We start from the raw sequence: 19,947 nt of genomic DNA, 5'->3' as shown, positions 1-19,947 counted from the left end.
CCGCCCTAGTTTGCCTTCCGTAGCCGCCTCGGAAGAAGCACGATGAAACGTGCGCCTTCGCGGAAGGTGGTGTCAAGTCGGATCGAGCCGTCGTGGCTTTCGGCTATGCGCTTGGCAAGTGCCAGACCTATCCCCGTGCCGCCATAGACGGTCTCGTCCTTGTGCAGCCGCTGGAACACTTCGAAAATCCGAGTCGAAAAGCGCGGGTCGATGCCGATGCCATTGTCTTCGACCACCAGCTCAACGATCTGATCGGCGACGCCGCCGTGAATGCGGATCACCGGTTGGCGGTCGGTGTGCCGATACTTGATCGCATTGCCGATCAGGTTCTGGACCAGGCGGCGCAGAAGCTCCGGGTCCCCTTCCACTTCCGGCAGGTCGCCAACCTCGAAGGTTGCCTGCGCGTCCTGTATATCACCGGCCAGGATCGTCAGCGTCTCGGCAACAATGTCTGTGAGCCGCACCTCTGTCCAATGGGTGATCCGGTGCGCGATCTGCGCATAGTCGAGCAGGCTGTCGATCACCCTGTTCATGCGTTTCACGCTGTCGCGCAGATGACGCGCATTCTCGGCGAGTTCAGCCTGGCTTCCTGCCGCCAGATCGTCCTCGATCATTTCGGAGAACATGGAGATGTGTCTGAGCGGCGCTTTGAGGTCATGGGAGACCGTCGCGGTGAATTGATCGAGCGCCTCGTTCTTGTGCTCGAGTTCCTGCCGCTGGCGCTCGAGCGCGAGCTCGGCGCGTTTGAGATCGGTGACGTCGACGCGTGCGACGACGGTGTTACCGTCCTTCGCCTTGATATTCTCCACGCGCAGCCAACGATCATCGGCATAGCGGTATATCCTGGGTCGACCATCGGGGTGACGGAAATCGCGCAGGCGCGAAGCGATCCACTCGTCGCCCTCGCGGGTGCCCGGCAAGGCATCGGGATAATGGCCGCCCTGTCGCGCCAGAAGCAGGATCTCCTCGGCCGTGATGCCGGGCTTCAGCGCCGCGCCGGCCGGCCCGCAGATTGCCTGATACGCCCTGTTATAAACGACCAGCCGCTCTTGCCGGTCGAAAATGGCAAAGCCCTCTGGCATCGCTTCCAGCGCTGCGTTGAGCATATCGGAAGCCTTCTGCCGCTCGCCCACAGCCTCCGTGAGATCGGAAACGTCGCGGATGATGCCGATGAGCGCCAGTTCCTCGCCCTGGTCGTCGAGCAGCGGCGTCGTGCGAAGGTGGCCGGAAAATGTCGATCCGTCGCGCCTGACATAGAGATAGTTCGACGTCCGGGCCGCGGTTTCGTCGACGCGTGCCGCGCGGTTGCGCAGGCGCTTCTCGTATTCCGCGTCGTTGGCATAGATCAGCCGCACCGAGCGGTCGATGAATTCTTCTGAGGAATAGCCGAACTGACGAAGGGCGGCGTTGTTTGCGGAGCGGATGACGCGCTCGGCGTCGATGATGATCACCGGATCGGGAAACGTCTCGTAGAGCGCCTTGAAGACGAGATCCTCATTGAACGCCGCCATGCCCAATCCCCTGTTCCATGTTCAAGCATCTCAGCAGAAAAATGGCCCGGCGAAAACCGGGCCGAGCTATCCGTTTGAAGGAATGGAGGAAATTTAGTTGGCGCGCACTACCGCATCGCCCTGTGCGGCCAGAACCGCGAGGTCGGCGGGCTTCAGTTCGACCGATTCGCCGCAGCCGCAGGCGGACGTCTGGTTCGGATTGTTGAAGGTGAAACCGGAACGCAGCGTCGTGACTTCGAAGTCCATCTGCGTGCCAAGCAGATAGAGCACGGCTTCGGGCGCGACCCAGACCCTGGCGCCCTGATGTTCGATCAGGTCGTCCTTGGGGTTGGGCTCGGTCACCAGGTCGACGGCATACTCCATGCCGGCGCAGCCACCCTTCTTGATGCCGACGCGAATGCCCTTGGCATCGGCACCGGCGCCTTCGACGATCGAACGGACGCGGTCGGCGGCAGAATCGGTCAGGCTCATTACGGCAAAGCCCATGGGCTCATTCTCCTTGTCGTCACCGGGGTAAAGGCCCGGCGCCTTACAGAATCAAATGTAGTATCCGTGCCTTAACGGATCAATATGCGGCGCCGGCTCAATACCAGCCGACAGCGACCTGCGCCTCCTCGGACATGCGGTCCGGCGTCCATGGCGGATCGAAGGTCATCGAGACTTCGACGCCCGATACGCCCTCGACGGCGCCGACGGCATTCTCGACCCAGCCCGGCATTTCGCCGGCAACCGGGCAGCCCGGTGCGGTCAGCGTCATGTCGATCTTGACCATCCGGTCGTCTTCGATGTCGATCTTGTAGATGAGGCCAAGCTCAAAGATGTCGGCCGGGATTTCCGGATCGTAGACGGTCTTCAGTGCGGCGATGATATCGTCGCTGAGGCGCGCCAGTTCCTCGGTCGGGATCGCCGAATGCACGATGCCCTCGCGGACATCGACCTTTTCTTCCGTTGCATCAAGGCTCATATCGGCCTCCTGGACTTTCTCTTTTGGTTCAAAAGACTACGAGAACTCTTTGAACCTTTTACCAATTTCTTAGGCGAAAAACTTGCGTGCATGCTCCAGCGCGTCCGCCAGCGCGTCCACTTCGGCCCTGGTGTTATAGAGGCCGAAAGATGCACGGCATGTGGAGGTAACACCGAAGCGTTTCAAGAGCGGCTGAGCGCAATGCGTGCCGGCGCGAACAGCGACCCCGGCGCGATCGATGACCATCGAGACGTCGTGGGAATGGATGCCGGCGATCTCGAAGGCAAAAATGCTGCCCTTATCGGGCGCGTCGCCGAAAACCCGAAGCGAATTGACCGCCGAAAGACGCTCGCGCGCATAGGCCGTCAGGTCTGCCTCATGCGCCTGGATCGCTGCGCGGCCGAGCTTTTCCATGTAGTCGAGCGCGTAGCCAAGCCCGATCGCCTGTACGATCGGCGGCGTGCCCGCCTCGAAGCGGTGCGGCGGATCGTTATAGGTGACGTAATCTTCGGTCACCACCTCGATCATCTCGCCGCCGCCGAGGAACGGCCGCATCTCCTTCAGCCGGTCCATCTTGCCGTAGAGCACGCCGACCCCGGAGGGGCCGTAAAGCTTGTGGCCGGTCATCACGTACCAGTCGCAATCGATGTCCTGGACGTCGACCGGCATGTGCACGGCACCCTGGCTGCCGTCGACCAGAACCGGGATGCCGCGTTCGCGAGCGATGCGGCAGATCTCCTTGACCGGAACCACCGTACCCAGCGCATTCGACATATGGGTGATGGCGATGAGCTTGGTGCGGTCCGTCAGGCATTTGACGAAGTCTTCGACGTGGAACGCGCCGTTCTCGTCCACCGGCGCCCAGACAAGCTTGGCGCCCTGACGCTCACGGATGAAGTGCCAGGGAACGATGTTGGAGTGGTGCTCCATGATCGACAGCACGATCTCGTCACCCTCGCCGAGCTTCGGCATGCCGTAGCCATAGGCGACCGTGTTGATCGCTTCGGTCGAGGATTTGGTGAAGATGATGTTGTCGGGCGAAGGGGCGTTCAGGAAGCGGCGCACCTTATCGCGCGCCGCCTCATAGGCTTCCGTCGCGGCATTCGACAGGAAATGCAGGCCGCGATGGACGTTGGCATATTCGTTGGAATAGGCATGGGCCACCGCGTCGATCACGACCTGTGGTTTCTGCGCCGATGCGCCGTTGTCGAGATAGACAAGCGGCTTGCCATAAACGGTTCGCGATAGGATCGGGAAATCCTTGCGGATCGCTTCGACGTCGTAGGCAGGCACCGGTACGGAGTGTTCCATGTCTTTCAATCCAATTTCGCTACAGCGCCGCGCGTCATTCCGGACGCGCTAAGGTCGCTGTAACATGTTGAACTGCTGCATAATTCTATCCCGAAATCGCTTCCGAATTAAGGAATTACGCAATAGCCTTAGGCGTGCTTGTCGAGCCAGGTCGAGATGACGTCTTCGAGTGCCTCGACCAGCGCTTCGTGCTCTTCCAGCTCTTCGACGATCTCGGCGACGAAGGCGTTGACGAGCATCGCCCGCGCCTTGTTCTCTGGAATGCCGCGCGCCAGCATGTAGAAGAGCTGGGTGTGGTCGATGTCGGTAACCGTCGCACCGTGACCGCACTGGACGTCGTCCGCGAAGATCTCCAGTTCCGGTTTCGCCGACAGGTCGGCATCGTCGGACAAGAGCAGCGTGTTGCACGCCATCTTCGCGTCGGTCTTCTGGGCGTCCTTGGCGACCAGGATCTTGCCCTGGAAGACGCCCTTGGCGCGGTCGAACACGACGTTGCGGATGACCTCCGTCGAGGTCGTGTGCGGCACGTTGTGGCCGAGCGTGAAGGTCACGTCCGTGTGGCTTTCACCACCGAGCAGGTTGATGCCGCGCAGCTTGAAATCCGCGCCCTCGCCGCTCGTCTTGCCGTGGATCTCCTGGCGCACCAGCTTGCCGCCGGCATTGATCACGAAGAGATGCAGCTTGGCGTTCTTGCCGAGGTCGAAGCGGAGCTGGCCGAGATGGGTATCGGAAATGCCCTGCTGCTGCAGGATGATCCAGATGATCTCGGAACCTTCCGCAAGCGTCACGTCGCTGACAGACGAGACGAAGCTCTCGCCGGCATCGGTCGAAAGATGCCGCTCGATCACGGTTGCCTTGGTGTTGGCGCCGAAGGCGACCGGGAAGCGCGTATGCGCCTGGCCGAGGCTCTGTACCAGCTGGATTTCCAGCGGATCTTCCAGAGCAGTTTCAGCAGCCACGTCGATTTCGAGACCGCCGCGGACAAGACCGCCATTGATGCGGCCGATCGCGTCGTCAAAGCCGAGCACGGCGAGGCCGGCGGCCGCCGAACCGTCGAGCAGGCTGTCGACATAGGAACGGACGGTCACGCCATCAGGCAGGCTGGCCTTGACCTCAGCCTGGCCGTTGCGGACGGAAAGTACTGTCGAGCCCGGAACCAGCGCATCGACGCGATCGGCAAAGGCCGTCGGGTCGGCGGCCGGCACTGCGCGCAGCAGGGTGCGCAGGTCGGTATAGTGCCAGGATTCGACGCGGCGGGTCGGCAGGCCAGCCGTCTTCAGTTCGTGCACCAGCGTGTCGCGGACCGAGAGAACCGAACCATCACCCGGCAAATCGCCGATCTGCGCGGTATAGGCATCGACGAGCGCCGTCTCGGCGGCCGTCATCTTGATTGCCTGTTGCATATTCATTCGAACACTCCTTCAACAGGCGTCAAGCCGCGGCATCGATGATGTCGGCGTAGCCGTTGGCTTCGAGTTCGTGCGCCAGCATCTTGTCGCCCGACTTGATCACTTGGCCCTTGTAGAGGACGTGCACCGTGTCCGGAACGATATAATCGAGCAGGCGCTGGTAGTGGGTGATGACGACGACGGCGCGGTCCGGCGAGCGCAGCGCGTTGACGCCGTCTGCAACGATCTTCAGCGCGTCGATGTCGAGGCCCGAGTCTGTCTCGTCGAGCACGCACAGCTTCGGCTGGAGCAGCGACATCTGCAGGATTTCGGCGCGCTTCTTCTCACCGCCGGAGAAGCCGACGTTCAGCGGGCGACGCAGCATTTCCGGAGCGATCTTCAGCTCGGCTGCAGCTTCCTTGACGCGGCGCATGAATTCCGGCGTCGTCAGTTCGTCTTCGCCGCGATACTTGCGCTGCTCGTTCATTGCCACCTTCAGGAACTGCATCGTGGCGACGCCGGGGATTTCGACCGGATACTGGAAGGCGAGGAAGATGCCCTTGGCCGCACGCTCGGAAGCGTCGAGCTCCAGGATGCTCTCGCCGTTGTAGAGGATGTCGCCTTCGGTGACTTCGTAGTCTTCACGGCCCGAGAGGATGTAGGAGAGCGTCGACTTGCCGGAGCCGTTCGGGCCCATGATGGCAGCAACTTCGCCTGCCTTCACCGTGAGGTTCAGGCCACGGATGATTTCGGTGCCATCTTCGGCGATGCGGGCATGCAGGTTCTTGATTTCAAGCATTTCTATCGTCCTCTTGGGAAACGAACGTTTGTTCGCGCGCAAACACGACGTGCGCGCCATTCAATATTCAGTTCAGGGCCTTAGCCGACGGAACCTTCCAGCGAGATGCCAATCAGCTTCTGCGCTTCGACGGCGAATTCCATCGGCAGTTCCTGGATGACTTCCTTGACGAAGCCGTTGACGATCAGCGCGATCGCCGCTTCGGTCGGGATGCCGCGCTGCAGGCAGTAGAACAGCTGGTCCTCGGAGATCTTGGACGTCGTGGCTTCATGCTCGAACTGCGCCGTCGAGTTCTTCGCCTCGATATAGGGCACGGTGTGCGCGCCGCACTTGTCGCCGATCAAAAGCGAATCGCACTGGGTGAAGTTGCGGGCGTTCTCGGCCTTGCGGTGGGCCGAGACCTGGCCGCGATAGGTGTTTTCCGAAACGCCGGCAGCGATGCCCTTGGAGACGATGCGGCTCGACGTGTTCTTGCCGAGGTGGATCATCTTGGTGCCCGAGTCGATCTGCTGGTGGCCGTTCGAGACCGCGATCGAATAGAACTCGCCGCGCGAACCGTCGCCGCGCAGGATGCAGGATGGATACTTCCAGGTGATCGCCGAACCGGTTTCGACCTGCGTCCAGGAGATCTTGGAGTTCTTGCCACGGCAATCGCCACGCTTGGTGACGAAGTTGTAGATGCCGCCCTTGCCTTCCTTGTCGCCCGGATACCAGTTCTGCACCGTCGAGTACTTGATCTCTGCCTCATCGAGGGCGACGAGCTCGACGACGGCAGCGTGAAGCTGGTTCTCGTCGCGCTGCGGCGCCGTGCAGCCTTCGAGATAGGACACGTAGGCGCCCTCCTCGGCGATGATCAGCGTACGCTCGAACTGGCCGGTGTTCTTCTCGTTGATGCGGAAATAGGTGGAAAGCTCCATCGGGCAACGAACGCCCTTCGGCACGTAGACGAAGGAACCGTCGGTGAAGACCGCGGAGTTCAGCGTCGCATAGTAGTTGTCGGTCGTCGGAACGACGGAGCCGAGATACTTCTGCACCAGCTCGGGATGTTCGCGGATCGCCTCGGAGATCGACATGAAGATCACGCCGGCCTTCTTCAGCTCTTCCTTGAAGGTGGTGACGACCGAGACGCTGTCGAACACGGCATCGACGGCGATCCTCGACTTCTGCACGCCGGCGAGGATTTCCTGTTCCTTCAGCGGAATGCCGAGCTTCTCGTAGACCTTGAGAATTTCGGGGTCGACCTCGTCGAGCGACGTCGGACCGGTGAGGCCCTTCGGCGCTGCGTAGTAGTAGATGTCGTTGAAGTCGATCTTCGGATAGCTGACGCGGGCCCAGGTCGGCTCCTCGAGTGTCAGCCAGCGGCGATAGGCGCCAAGGCGCCACTCGAGCATCCATTCCGGCTCGTTCTTTTTGGCCGAAATGAAGCGGATGATGTCTTCCGACAGGCCCTTCGGGGCCTTCTCGACTTCGATGGTCGTTTCGAAGCCGTATTTGTACTGGTCGACGTCGATCTGACGGACCTGATCAATGGTCTCCTGCACGGCAGGCATGTCGTTCTCCAATCTTTCCGGATCCAAGGTCCGGTAGCTTGTCAACACGATGCGACTGAGCGCACCGCTTATGTAATGGCTAAAAGGCGCTTTTCACCCTGTTTGCCAAGCGGAAAATTGCTTTTCCGCAATTTCGTCCCGTCGTCCGCGTCAGGCGGCCTGCCCCGGTGCCCGGCGTCGTGCTGCTACCTTTGCAAAGGCCGCGGCGCAACGTTCGATGTCAGCCGCGGTCGTCGCCTCGCCGATCGAGATCCGCAGTGCACCCTGGCGCGGATCGTAGCCCATCGCCGTCAGCACGTGACTCTGTCCCACCTTGCCGGACGAACAGGCCGATCCGGCCGAAAGCGCGACGCCTTCGAGATCGAAGGCGATCTGTCCCGTCTCGGCTTTCAGGCCAGGGAGCGTGAAGAATGTCGTGTTGCCAACGCGCGAAACGTCGCGGCCGTGTATGACCACATCCGTTGCCGCTTTCAGCATCTCGCCTTCGAGCTTGTCGCGCAACGCTCCAACGGCGCTCATCCGCTGGCCAACGCCTTCGCCGACCTTTCTGGCGGCGGCGGCAAAGCCGGCAATCGCCACAGGATTTTCAGTCCCGGAACGATGCCCCTTCTCCTGCCCGCCGCCGCGGATCAGCGGTGCGGGCATCAACACCTCGCCGCGCGCCACCAGCGCGCCTGCGCCTTTCGGGCCACCGATCTTGTGCGAGGAGAGAATGAGAAAATCGGCGTTCAGCTCTTCGATCGCCAGCGGCAGCCGGCCCGCGGCCTGCACCGCGTCGACGACAAGTATACCACCTTTGGCGCGAACGATTTCGGCAATCTCGGCAATTGGCTGAATGATGCCGGTCTCGTTGTTGACCAGCATGACGGCGACCATCGGCAAGCCAAGTTCACGGTCATGCGCTGCGAGCAGTTCGCGAAGCGCCTGAAGATCGACGACACCCGCCGAGGTCACGGGGATTTCGCAAACGGCTTCGCGCGCAAAGCGTCCGCCTTCGCGTATCGCAGGGTGTTCGATCGCCGACGCGTATAGCCGGCTGATCTTGAGCGGTGTGCGGCCCATGCGGAAATCGGGCGTCAGCACCAGATTGGCCGCTTCCGTCGCCCCGCTGGTAAAGATGACGCTGGCAGCTTTCGCACCGCAAAGGGCGGCCACATCGCGGCGGGCATTTTCGATGAGCGTGCGCAGCGCACGGCCCTCGCCGTGGACGGAAGAAGGGTTGCCGACGAGGTCGATCGCGAACAGGCAGGCCTCGCGCGCTTCGCTCAGAAGCGGCGCCGTGGCATTCCAGTCCATGTAGATGCGCGAACCCGACATGATTTCCTTCGCTAGACCAACAGGCCGCAAGCCGGCAACCTCTGGCGATGCATTTTCCTTGAATTTTCCGCGTCGCTTGCCTTAAGAGACGAAGCACAAGGCGGAATGCCCGCACAGAAGTTTTGAACGGTTCTAAACTAGGTTTTAGAAAAGCTGACTGCTTTCGTCAAGACTGATCGCGATCTGAACCCAAGATTCGAACCAGGAACACTCCCGGAGAGCCAATGCCCGAAATCATTTTCAACGGACCCGCCGGCCGCCTCGAAGGCCGTTATCAGCCTTCGAAGCAGAAGAGCGCCCCGATCGCCATCATCCTGCACCCGCATCCGCAGTTCGGCGGCACGATGAACAATCAGATCGTCTACCAGCTCTTCTATATGTTCCAGAAGCGCGGCTTCACCACGCTCCGTTTCAATTTCCGTGGCATCGGTCGCAGCCAGGGTGAGTTCGACCACGGCGCCGGCGAACTGTCGGATGCGGCGTCCGCGCTCGATTGGGTGCAGAGCCTGCATCCGGATTCCAAGAGCTGCTGGGTTGCCGGCTATTCCTTCGGCGCCTGGATCGGCATGCAGCTCCTGATGCGCCGTCCGGAGATCGAAGGCTTCATGGCCGTGGCACCGCAGCCGAACATCTACGACTTTTCGTTCCTGGCGCCCTGCCCGTCCTCCGGCCTGATCATCAACGGAGATTCCGACAAGGTCGCGCCGGAGAAGGACGTGAACGGTCTCGTCGAGAAGCTGAAGGCGCAGAAGGGCATTCTCATCACCCACCGCACGGTGCCCGGCGCCAACCACTTCTTCAATGGTCAGGTCGACGGACTGATGGGCGAATGCGAGGACTATCTCGACCGTCGCCTGAACGGCGAACTGACGCCGGAGCCGGCCGCCAAGCGCATTCGCTGACCGTTTGGTAGATTGAGCAGTAGAGCCGTGCGTTCTTCGGACCGCACGGCTCTTTTCGTTTGCGGCGAGCTTTGCGTACGTTTGAGCGCTGCGCCGCGTCGCTGTTACCCTCATTTAACTCCGAAGTCCGGTCGTCCTTCACCCGGTGGGGTGATTTCAGAGCCGCGCAAACGGCGTATGGTGCAAGTCTGAGCTGTTTAAAGGACGGCAGGGTTATTTGGAGTTGATCCGTTTGTCCGTGCTGGCGTGCGCGTCACGCCAGGCGCTTTTTTGGGGGATCGCGATGACGGGAATGTTGGGCGTTTCATTTGGCGAACCGAAATGGCAGACCCTTCCGGACACTCCGGCGCTTCCAGCGGCCACGCAGAACGGGTTCGTACCGGTATCGGGTGCGGAAATCTGGTACTCGGTCTACGGCACAGGCGAGCCCATCATCATGTTGCATGGAGGCCTGGCCAATTCCGACTATTGGGGGCGCCAGGTTCCTGAACTCGCCAAGTTCTACCAAGTCATCGTTCTCGACAGCCGCGGCCACGGCCGCAGCACCTGGGACAACCTTGTCGGTTACGACCTCATGGTTTCCGACGTCGTCGGGGTGATGGAACAGCTGAACATACCCAGAAGTGCCATTGTCGGCTGGAGCGACGGTGCCATTACCGGCCTCAAGCTGGCGATGCTGCATCCCGAGCGGGTCAGCGGCGTATTCGCCTTCGGGGCAAACAGCAACCCGTCCGGAACCTTCGATCTAACCAATAGCGCCATGTTCAACGCATACGAGGCCCGGGCCCGCGTCGAGTACGAGCGGTTGTCCCGCACTCCCGGCGGATACGCTGCCTTCTATGATCAGATGCTGAAGATGTGGACCTCACAGCCAAACATGACGGACCGCGATCTCCAGGGAATCCGGGTTCCCGTCTGGGTCGTGGATGGCGATCACGAGGAAGTCATCAAGCGAACGGATACACTGTTCATCGCCGACAACATTCCGAACTCCGGTTTGCTGATCCAACCGGAAGTCAGTCACTTCTCCCTCTTGCAGGATCCTGACCAGTTCACTCTGGACATTCTTCGCTTTCTGCAGGCGAAGGGTATCGGCAAGACATCCAGCGCGCTTGCGGACGCCAGTCCAATCTATGCTTGAGCCCGCGGCCCCTAGGGGCGACCGACCCACTGCGGCACGGTCGGATTGACGACCGTGGTCGGCGTCTCCGTGCATTCGACCCGATTGCGCCCGTTTGCCTTGGCCGAGTAGAGCGCCATGTCGGCGCGCTGCATGACGGGATCCAAGGCCTCGCCGCTGCCGACGGCGGTGACGCCGAAGCTCGCCGTCACGCGCGCTGCTTCCGGCAGGCCGGCGATTTGCTGGGACATGATGGCAGCGCGCATGCCGTGCGCGACGACGCGCGCTTCTGACAAGTCCGTGCAGGGCAGAAACACCGCGAATTCCTCACCGCCAAGGCGGCCTGCCACGGCACGGTTCGGCATGACGTCCATCAGCACCCGCGCAAAACGACGGATCACCTCGTCGCCGGCGAGGTGGCCATAGGTGTCGTTGACCAACTTGAAGCGATCGAGGTCGGCGAGGATAAGCGTGCCCGGCGTCTGGGTCGCACGCGCATGCAAGAGCGGCATGACGCGATCCATGAAGCCACGGCGATTGTAGAGCCCCGAAAGCAGGTCGATTTCCGAACGGGCCTGCACATCGTCAACGATGTCCTTCACCATCACGCCGAGCATGGCAAGCCCTGCCCCGACGATCAGCATCGCGCCGAGTGCCTGGGAAATGAGCGCGAATGGGCTCGAGACGTAGTCCTGGGCGGTGACGCCCGAGCCGGCCGCAACGGCGGCATAGATTTTCACGAGATAATAGAGCGAGCAGAGCGCCAGAAGACCGAAAAGCAGCCAGTCGGAGAACGAGCGTCGCCCCGAGCGCAGCACCACGGACGCGGTCCACACCTGGATCAGGAAGAAAGGCATCTGGTAAGGGATGGCGTGCTGCCAGGTGCCGCGCGGCAAATCGTAGATCTCCATGTCGAGCGCAACGCCCACGACGAAACACGCGGCAAGCACCGGCCAACGCACCGGAACCTGATAGAAGAGGCCGAGGCCAAACCGCAGGAGACAGAAGCCGCCGAGCACGCAGGCGAAGGCGCCGATGGCAAAGAGCCGCGGTGTCGACGAGAAGGGAACGATCGCTTCGCAAACGGCAGCAAGCGACGCGACGGTAAAACCGGCCGCGCACCACAGCGCCGCGCGGCGCTGTCGGCTCTTTACGGCAATGGTGAGGAATGCGACCGTGAAAATCTGCGCAATGATAAAGTTCACAGCCAGCAGAGAGATCGCACCACCCATCGAAGAACCCGAAACCTTCGTCCTGCGGCTAGCCGCCTTTCGCCACCTCCGGTGGTCGCGGAGGCCGATCCTAATTGGCCGATGCGAAGAATTGATTAATCCATTCGGTGGATAGCATATACCGTTTCGGGCCTATCAGCGAGCAGGTCTGGCGGCTTGTTTTCCGCCCGTGACAGGCCGCCGGACCCCGGTCGTTCCCGGATAGGTCAGCGGCAAGCCCTGCAGCGATCTTACGGCGAGATAGGCCCAGGCCTCAGCCTCCATGGAATCGCCGTTAAAGCCGGCGTCCTCCGCCGGCAGCACCGCTGCACCCTCTTCCTTGGCGAGCGCCGCGAGGTCGCGCATGATCACCGGATTGAGGCGGCCGCCGCCGCAGATGATGTAGGTCGATGGCCGCTGCGGCAGGTGTACGGCCGACTTGAGGATCGCCGCTGCGGTCACATGGGCAAGCGTGCGGGCGCCGTCGGCAAGACCGGCGTCGCTTCCCGTCGGCGGCGCAAAATCGTTTCGGTCGAGCGACCGGCGCTGCTTCGCGGTGAAAAAGGGATTGGCGAGGTAGCGCTCCGCGAGATCGGGAAGAACGGCGCCCTCGCTGGCGATCATGCCGCCCTGGTCAAAGGGAATGCCGGCATGTGCCTCGACCCATTGATCGATCAGCGCGTTGCCCGGGCCGCTGTCATAGGCAACGAGCGTTTCGCCCGCGCCGATGAAGGTCAGGTTGGAAATGCCGCCGATATTGACGAAGACGACCGGCGCCGCGAGACCGGCTGCACCCCGCGCCAGAGCGGCGTGATAGGCGGGGATCAGCGGCGCGCCCTGCCCGCCATGCACCATGTCGTTGGCGCGCATGTCGTAGACGACGTCAATAGCCGTTTCGCCGGCAAGCAGCGGGCCGTCGCCGATCTGTACCGTCAGGGCCTCGTCGGGACGGTGTAGCACGGTCTGCCCGTGGAAGCCGATCACGTCGATAGCCGTCGGCGACAGGTCGTTTTGCTGCAGGAAGGCTTTGACTGCTTCGGCATGCCGCAGCGTCAGGTCGCGCTCAAGCTGCGACAGCGCGCCGGGCCTTTGATCCCGTTGCGTGATCGTCTTTGCGTCGACCAGTCCCTGCTTCAGCCGGTCGCGAAAGCGGGCGTCATAGGCAAAGCCGGCGGAGGGGCCGCGCTCGACGATGTCTTCGCCGTCGGTCCTCAGCATGGCGACGTCGATGCCGTCCATGCTCGTGCCGCTCATCAGGCCGATTGCCGTTCTTGTCCGTGTCATGCCGTCAACATTTCCAGAATCACTTTTGAAGTGATTATGCGCGGAAACAGTGCTAAACGCCCGTTCGTTCAAAAACTTCCCCGCAAGAGAGACAGAATATGTCCGGTTTCAAGTCCGATTTCCTTCACACCCTCAGCGAGCGTGGTTTCATCCACCAGATCTCCGACGAGTCTGGCCTGGATGAACTGTTCCGGAAGGAAATCGTGACGGCCTATATCGGCTTCGACCCGACCGCACCGAGCCTGCATGCCGGCGGTCTCATCCAGATCATGATGCTGCACTGGATGCAGGCGACCGGCCATCAGCCGATCTCGCTGATGGGCGGTGGCACCGGCATGGTGGGCGATCCGTCCTTCAAGGATGAGGCGCGCCAGTTGATGACGCCGGCGACGATCGAAGCCAACATCGCCAGCATCAAGACGGTCTTCTCCAACTACCTCACCTACGGCGACGGCCCCAAGGACGCGTTGATGATCAACAACGCCGACTGGCTGCTCGGGATCAACTATCTCGAGTTCCTGCGCGACGTCGGCCGTCACTTCTCGGTCAACCGCATGCTGTCCTTCGACAGCGTCAAGACGCGGCTTGATCGCGAGCAATCGCTGTCGTTCCTCGAGTTCAACTACATGATCCTGCAGGCCTACGACTTCGTGGAACTGCACAAGCGCACCGGCTGCCGGCTGCAGATGGGCGGATCGGACCAGTGGGGCAACATCATCAACGGCATCGACCTCGGCCACCGCATGGGCACGCCGCAGCTTTACGCGCTGACCTCGCCGCTGTTGACGACGTCGTCGGGCGCCAAGATGGGCAAGTCGGTCAACGGCGCGATCTGGCTCAACCCGGATATGCTGTCGGCCTATGACTTCTGGCAGTACTGGCGCAACACCGAGGACGCGGACGTCACCCGCTTCCTGAAGCTCTATACGACGCTGCCGATGGCCGAGATCGAGCGGTTGTCGAAGCTTGGCGGGTCGGAGATCAACGAGGTCAAGAAGATCCTGGCGACGGAAATCACCGCCATGCTGCACGGCCGATCGGCCGCCGAGCAGGCGGCGGAAACCGCGCGCAAGACCTTCGAGGAAGGCGCGCTCGCCGACAACCTGCCTTCGGTCGAAATCCCGACCGCCGAGCTCGAAGCCGGCCTTGGGCTTTTGACGCTGATCGTGCGCGCCGGCCTCGCCGCCTCCAACGGCGAAGCCCGTCGCCATGTGCAAGGCGGTGCCGTCAGGATCAACGACGAGGCGGTCACCGATGAGCGCCGCCTCATCGGCACCGGCGACGTCACCGCCGACAATGTCGTCAAACTGTCGCTCGGCAAGAAGAAGCACATCCTCGTGCGCCCGGCCTAAGCCGAGCCTCAACGAGTAGATGACTGAGGCCGGCCCTAGCGCCGGCCTTTTTCATTGGAACTCGAAGATGCTGCGGAAGACGCCCGGCGCGATGATCGACAAGGGGTTGACCGTCAGCTTCGGCTGATTGAAGGGGCCGTTGAGCTTGAAGGTGATGCCGAGCAGGCCGCGGTCGCGGCCATTTCCGAGCAGTACACCGATCAGCGGCAGTTCGCCAAAGATACGGTTCAGGCCATAGGCCGGCATGAAGGTGCCGGTCATATCCATGATGCCGTTGTTGTCGCGCACCGTCCCCTGGAAGGTCGCGCCGACATCGGTTCCGCGCAACACGCCGCCGTCAACGCGGATCGCGCCGCGGTCGAGCGCCAATTGGGCGAAACCGCGCTCGAAGCGGGCCGAACTCACGTCGATGTCGCGGCGGACCGCTTGATTGAGGCTTCGCCCGTCGGCGCCTGTTGGCGTCGACACCATCGATTGCAGGCGTTGTTCACCAACGAGCTGGAACTTGCGGATGTCGACGCTCCCGCGCCAGGAACGCCCGCCACGATCGCGCAGTTTGAGATTGAGCAGGCCGCCGCGCATGTTCTGGTAGATATCGGCAAAGCGCGCCAGCGCGCCGGCGTCGCCTGCGGTCAGCTCAAGCGTATTATCGGCGCCGGCCTTGGCGATCCGGGCGACAAGCGCCTGACCGCTGCCGGTGACAGCCGAAAGATTGACGTCCTCGATCTGGCTGCCGCGTTCGGCATAGACCAGGTTCACATTCGACAGGGATTCGCCGTTGAAGCCGGTGACGCGATCGAGCTGGGCCTTGATGGTGATGTCGTCGCCGCCGCCCTGGCTCTGGTCGCTTCCCGCCTTCATCTGCGCGAGGATCGGCCTGATGTCTGCAGCCGCGCCGCTGAGCGTGGCCGTATAGCCCCCCTTGCCGCGGTCGACCGAAACCTTGAAGTCGTCGCCCTGGGCCAGTCGGACGTTGTCGAGGCGGGCGGAGACCAGTCCGCCGCCGTCCACCTGCAGATCACCCCGTGCACCGAAACCGTCTCCGGCGACGGCAAAATCGGAGATGACGACGGTGTCACCGGACTTGCTCGCCGTGAAACGCGCCTCCGCCGGAATGCCGGCTCCTTTGCTCCAGCCGATCCACGGCAAGGACAGAGCGGCCTTTGCGAGCCCGATCTTCGCCTCTACCCGATCCTGATCGCCAATCGTCACGTCGGCACTGATCGGTCCGGAGACGATCTTCGACAGGCCCGGCGCCAGCTTCTGCCAGACACCCTGGTCCAAGGTGCCTGAAATCTCACGCGAGCGCTTGACCTTCGAATCGCTATCGACCGGTTCCGTCAACGCAATGCTGACCTTGGCGCCCTCCAGTTGCGCGTCGGCATCGAGCACGGCCTGCTGATTGTCGACCCGGAACGTTCCGACGAGGTCGGATACCGGCCGGCCATAGAACGCCCTGTTGACGCTGACCTTGTCCAGTTGCATCTCCACCTGCCACAGCGGCTTGGGCGGGCGCTGGTCCGAGATCAGGCCGAAGCGCGCACCGACAAGCGCGGTGAGAGGACCGCTGAAGTCCTCCGGGAGCAGCGACGTCTTTTGCAGTGCCTGGATCGGTTTGTAGGTGACGAGTTCGGCAATCGCATCCGCAGCACCTCCAACCTCGATCTTCATCTCCGCCATCAGCGGCTTGGTGTAGACATCGGGAAGGATGAAGTCGCCGCCGTTGAGCGCCACGGACCGTCCCGACGGGAAATAGGCAGTGCCCTGCCCGATCTCAACCGTCATGCGCTGGCCGCTCAGCTTGAACTTGCCGGAGGTGTCGCGCAGCGGCGGTATCTCGCCGGTTATGTTGATGCGGGTGTCGTCGATGTCGAAGTTGATGTTGAGCTCCTGTTCGTTGAGCTTCAACTCCCCTTCGTTGTTGGCAATCCGGCCTTCGGCAACTGACACTTCGATGCGCGCATTGGTGACTATGCCGCCGAAGAGGTTGCCGATCGCCCAACGGCGAGCGCCCTTGGCGATCCACCACGGCCACAACTGCTTGACGGCCGTCGCCTCCATGCGGTCGCTGACGGCGGCAAAGCTGATCTGCGGCGAAGTCTTGCCGAAGGCGACCGAAAGCGAGCCATACATCGAGCCAAGCGGGCTCGACACGGCGAGCTGATCGAAGATCAACCGGTGGGTGTCTGCGGTGAACCGGCCGCTTGCCTTGGCATCGAAGGTCAGCGGCTGATCGGTGACGTCTTCCGGGGCCGAGCTTGCGTTCTTCAGGAGGAGATCGATCGCGAAGCCATTGTCCGTGGCGCCGGCAAGTTTGTCGAGGTCGATGACCGCGCCGGTGAACGGAAAGGTCGAGCGGCCGATCTTGACGACCGATGGCAGGATCTCGACCGCGGAGCGCCCGAAATCATAGGCGATGTCCATTTGCGACGGATTGAGCGTCGAGACGAGGCCGCCGGCATGGAAGGTGCCCTTGGAGGTGCGCACTGCCACGCGCAGATCCGGCTTCGCCTCCCCGACTGCCCGCGTCGCGTTCAACGTCAGCCCTGCCGTCGCGTCGATGCCAAAGGCCTGCTCCGCACCCGACTTGCCGTGGTAGAAGAACGGCGCGAGAGGCAGATTGGTGATCGCCGCATCAAAGCCGGTCACGTGCCCTCTCTGGCCAAGCGCGTCGGCGGTGATATCGACCTCGACACCATCGACGGTGGCGCTGCCCTTGACGCTCATCGAACCGCTGGCATCCCGGTTGAATTCGAGTGCGGAGGCGACGACCGGAACGACGCGGTTGCGGGCGCCGACGACGGAAAAACTGAAGTCGGAGAGTGTTACGGTCTGGCTGCCCCGCCCGGCCGCCATCTGCGACATGCGGTCGACATGGGAGAACAGGGCCTCGAGCGCATCGCCGACATCGGCGATACGGATCTTGGTGAGATCGAGCGGCTCGCCCCGAGGAAGGAGCCCGGTATCGAAATCGCCGCCTTCCGCTTCAAGGCTGGAGACGGCGATGCGGCCGGTCATCAGCGCCAATGGGTCGAGTGCGATCGAGATCGAGCGAAGCTTCGCGACGGGTTGGCCGGATGCCGCTTCGCTGAGCGCCACCTCGCGGGCCTTGAGCGCAATCGCGCCGCTTGCCGTCACGCGCACGACCGTGCTGCCGACGTCGGCGCGGTAGGCGTCTCCGAGCGCAGCATTGAGGGCCGTCCGGGCACGCGCGTTCAGCGTGCTGTCCATCATGCCGCTTTCGATCACGGTCACGAGGATCGCCCCTATGATGAGGGCGAGCAGGGATATGGACAGGGCAATCTTGGCACAGAGACGCAGCAGGGCGCGCTTGCGTGGTGCGTGCACGATCATGGGATCGTGAGCCTGCGCCGAAGGCAACGCATGCAGCGCGACGATGTCTTTCTTGCGAAAGCCGACTTTTTCGCCGCGGATCTCACTCATCAGCGCGGACGTCCTCCGTTCGATACGAGCTTTTTCGCCGCGCCTTCTTTTCAATCGTTGCGGACGGCTGGTTCTCGTTTCCTGTAGACCACATGTCGTCGTGCAGAGTCACCATGAGACGCGGGACCATGCTGTGGAAAGCCACCACCCTCAACGGGAATCGCGCGGGCGAGCGACTGCAACGTTTCGTAGCGGCTGACGCCGTCCGAAACCTGTCGAATCTAGCACAAATGCGCTGGACGGCAGTCGACGAATTTCGATATGCCCTACAGCGCGGCGTGCCTTAAGAGGCGCGCAGAAGTCGCTGTAGAACTTTGAGTTGCCGCAGATTTCGCATTGATCGGCAACGATCAAGGGCCACATGCAGTAGCGTCCGATTGTCTGCAAAACTTGGCAGAAGGAAGGTTTAATCATGGCAAGACCCGCTCCCGGAGATGTCGCTCCCGACTTCACGCTGCCGCGCGATGGCGGCGGCACGATCTCGCTTTCCGCCTTTCGCGGCCGCCCCGTCGTGCTGTTTTTCTATCCGAAGGACGATACGCAGGCCTGCACGCTGGAGGCGATCTCGTTCTCCGAACTTGCCGAAGAGTTTGCCGCAGCCGGCATAACGCTGATCGGCCTCTCCCCCGATTCGGTGAAAAAGCACGATCGCTTCGCCAAGAAGCACAACCTCACAGTGACGCTCGCTGCCGACGAGGAAAAGGCGGTGGTGACTGCCTACGGCGTCTGGGTTGAGAAAATGATGTACGGCCGCAAGTACATGGGCGTCGAACGCAGCACCTTCCTGATCGGCGCCGACGGCGTCGTCGTCAGGGTATGGGAAAAGGTGAAAGTCGACGGTCACGCCCAGGAGGTCCTGGCCGCCGCAAAGGCCCTCTGAGGAAACCCATGACCGAATTGCCCGTGTTTCACAGCCTGCGGGGCGGCGCAGTCGAAGCGATTCGCGCCGCCGACCTCGAGGTCAAGACGGCGCTTGCGCAAGAAACGGCACGGCGCTGGCAGCGCCGCACGCTGTCGCTGCGCTCGCCGCTCGACCGACCCGTTCCGGTTCGCCCCGGGCGGCCGGACAAGCCCGTACTGACACCGCCGACGCAGGTGAAGCGGCGGTCGCTCGGTTCCCTCAAGGGCCGCATCGCCTTGCTGCACTCGATCGCCCATATCGAGTTGAACGCCGTCGACCTGGCCCTCGATATCGTCGCCCGCTTTGCGACCGAGCCGGTGCCCAATTCCTTCTTTGACGGCTGGATGCGCGTCGCCTTCGAGGAGGCCAAGCACTTCCGGCTGGTCCGGCAGCGGCTGAACGATCTCGGTGCAGACTATGGCGACATGCCTGCCCATGACGGGCTCTGGCAAGCGGCGCACGATACCCGCAACGACCTGACGGCCCGCCTTGCCGTGGTGCCGCTCATTCTCGAAGCGCGCGGTCTCGATGTGACGCCGGCCCTTCAGGCCAAGATGCGCGAAACCGGCGACGTCGAGAGCGCCGCCGTTCTGGATGTGATCTACGAAGACGAGAAAGGCCATGTTGCCGTCGGTGCCAAATGGTTCCGTTTCCTCTGCGCCCGCGAGAAGAAGGATCCCGCGGTGACCTTCCAGGCGCTGGTGCGCGCCAATTTTCGCGGACCATTGAAGGCACCGTTCAACGACATTGCCCGCGCCGAGGCAGGCCTGACGCCGTCCTTTTATCGCTCGATGACCGCCTCGACCAACCGATAGCCGCATCACGCAACCGCAATCATCCTTACCAATTGTTAACCCTAACGAAGTGTAATGATCCGCAGGTGATGCGAGGCA

General features: G+C 62.3%; 16 protein-coding genes. 5 read left to right on the top strand and 11 right to left on the bottom strand.

Features of this window, described 5'->3' with window-relative positions:
* Positions 1 to 5: 5 nt before the first annotated feature.
* The 8 genes from ACTJKM_RS12530 to ACTJKM_RS12495 all read right to left on the bottom strand — a co-directional run bounded on the left by ACTJKM_RS12530 (position 6) and on the right by ACTJKM_RS12495 (position 8,840).
* Entirely contained in the window at positions 6 to 1,511 is a 1,506-nt protein-coding gene (locus tag ACTJKM_RS12530; protein WP_112996148.1) for a PAS domain S-box protein, read from the bottom strand.
* 93 nt (positions 1,512 to 1,604) lie between these two features.
* Complete coding sequence (gene sufA, locus ACTJKM_RS12525) at positions 1,605 to 1,997, bottom strand: Fe-S cluster assembly scaffold SufA (protein WP_058328234.1); 393 nt, start codon at positions 1,995 to 1,997, stop codon at positions 1,605 to 1,607.
* A 97-nt stretch (positions 1,998 to 2,094) separates the two neighbouring features.
* Positions 2,095 to 2,475 carry an SUF system Fe-S cluster assembly protein gene (locus ACTJKM_RS12520; RefSeq protein WP_057250224.1) on the bottom strand — a complete coding sequence of 127 codons (381 nt, stop codon included), beginning with the start codon at positions 2,473 to 2,475 and terminating at the stop codon, positions 2,095 to 2,097.
* Between the two features lie 69 nt (positions 2,476 to 2,544).
* Positions 2,545 to 3,786 (bottom strand): cysteine desulfurase, encoded by a 1,242-nt coding sequence (locus tag ACTJKM_RS12515; RefSeq protein ID WP_058324153.1) that lies wholly within the window; start codon positions 3,784 to 3,786, stop codon positions 2,545 to 2,547.
* A gap of 128 nt (positions 3,787 to 3,914) precedes the next feature.
* Positions 3,915 to 5,195, bottom strand: a complete 1,281-nt coding sequence (gene sufD / locus ACTJKM_RS12510; RefSeq protein ID WP_058324152.1) for a Fe-S cluster assembly protein SufD — start codon at positions 5,193 to 5,195, stop codon at positions 3,915 to 3,917.
* A 22-nt stretch (positions 5,196 to 5,217) separates the two neighbouring features.
* Positions 5,218 to 5,973, bottom strand: a complete 756-nt coding sequence (sufC, locus tag ACTJKM_RS12505) for a Fe-S cluster assembly ATPase SufC (RefSeq protein WP_057250217.1) — start codon at positions 5,971 to 5,973, stop codon at positions 5,218 to 5,220.
* Between the two features lie 80 nt (positions 5,974 to 6,053).
* Positions 6,054 to 7,523, bottom strand: coding sequence for a Fe-S cluster assembly protein SufB (gene sufB, locus ACTJKM_RS12500; RefSeq protein WP_058328235.1), 1,470 nt, complete (start codon positions 7,521 to 7,523; stop codon positions 6,054 to 6,056).
* Between the two features lie 150 nt (positions 7,524 to 7,673).
* Complete coding sequence (locus tag ACTJKM_RS12495) at positions 7,674 to 8,840, bottom strand: cysteine desulfurase family protein (protein WP_058328236.1); 1,167 nt, start codon at positions 8,838 to 8,840, stop codon at positions 7,674 to 7,676.
* A 224-nt stretch (positions 8,841 to 9,064) separates the two neighbouring features.
* Here ACTJKM_RS12495 and ACTJKM_RS12490 point away from each other — a divergent pair, with 224 nt between their 5' ends.
* Together ACTJKM_RS12490 and ACTJKM_RS12485 are read left to right on the top strand one after the other, a co-directional pair.
* Positions 9,065 to 9,742, top strand: coding sequence for an alpha/beta hydrolase (locus ACTJKM_RS12490; protein ID WP_057250211.1), 678 nt, complete (start codon positions 9,065 to 9,067; stop codon positions 9,740 to 9,742).
* 238 nt (positions 9,743 to 9,980) lie between these two features.
* Positions 9,981 to 10,883, top strand: a complete 903-nt coding sequence (locus tag ACTJKM_RS12485; protein WP_440660456.1) for an alpha/beta fold hydrolase — start codon at positions 9,981 to 9,983, stop codon at positions 10,881 to 10,883.
* Positions 10,884 to 10,894: 11 nt separating this feature from the next.
* Here ACTJKM_RS12485 and ACTJKM_RS12480 read toward each other — a convergent pair whose 3' ends face one another.
* Both ACTJKM_RS12480 and ACTJKM_RS12475 read right to left on the bottom strand, forming a co-directional pair.
* Positions 10,895 to 12,094, bottom strand: a complete 1,200-nt coding sequence (locus ACTJKM_RS12480) for a GGDEF domain-containing protein (RefSeq protein WP_058328237.1) — start codon at positions 12,092 to 12,094, stop codon at positions 10,895 to 10,897.
* 135 nt (positions 12,095 to 12,229) lie between these two features.
* Positions 12,230 to 13,357 (bottom strand): anhydro-N-acetylmuramic acid kinase, encoded by a 1,128-nt coding sequence (locus ACTJKM_RS12475; RefSeq protein WP_058328238.1) that lies wholly within the window; start codon positions 13,355 to 13,357, stop codon positions 12,230 to 12,232.
* A 98-nt stretch (positions 13,358 to 13,455) separates the two neighbouring features.
* On the opposite strand from ACTJKM_RS12475, the gene tyrS reads away from it, so the two are divergent.
* Positions 13,456 to 14,709 carry a tyrosine--tRNA ligase gene (gene tyrS, locus ACTJKM_RS12470; protein ID WP_058328239.1) on the top strand — a complete coding sequence of 418 codons (1,254 nt, stop codon included), beginning with the start codon at positions 13,456 to 13,458 and terminating at the stop codon, positions 14,707 to 14,709.
* A gap of 51 nt (positions 14,710 to 14,760) precedes the next feature.
* Here tyrS and ACTJKM_RS12465 read toward each other — a convergent pair whose 3' ends face one another.
* Positions 14,761 to 18,153, bottom strand: coding sequence for a YhdP family protein (locus ACTJKM_RS12465; protein ID WP_058328240.1), 3,393 nt, complete (start codon positions 18,151 to 18,153; stop codon positions 14,761 to 14,763).
* Between the two features lie 412 nt (positions 18,154 to 18,565).
* On the opposite strand from ACTJKM_RS12465, the gene ACTJKM_RS12460 reads away from it, so the two are divergent.
* Together ACTJKM_RS12460 and ACTJKM_RS12455 are read left to right on the top strand one after the other, a co-directional pair.
* Positions 18,566 to 19,033 carry a peroxiredoxin gene (locus ACTJKM_RS12460; protein ID WP_058328241.1) on the top strand — a complete coding sequence of 156 codons (468 nt, stop codon included), beginning with the start codon at positions 18,566 to 18,568 and terminating at the stop codon, positions 19,031 to 19,033.
* Positions 19,034 to 19,041: 8 nt separating this feature from the next.
* Positions 19,042 to 19,869 (top strand): ferritin-like domain-containing protein, encoded by an 828-nt coding sequence (locus ACTJKM_RS12455; protein ID WP_058324144.1) that lies wholly within the window; start codon positions 19,042 to 19,044, stop codon positions 19,867 to 19,869.
* Positions 19,870 to 19,947: the final 78 nt, after the last annotated feature.

The organism is Ensifer sp. 22460 (genome assembly GCF_052044935.1).
In the GTDB taxonomy this organism is placed as follows: Bacteria; Pseudomonadota; Alphaproteobacteria; order Rhizobiales; family Rhizobiaceae; genus Ensifer.
Note: the sequence above shows the minus strand (reverse complement) of the source record. Positions and strands in the feature narration are given on the sequence as shown.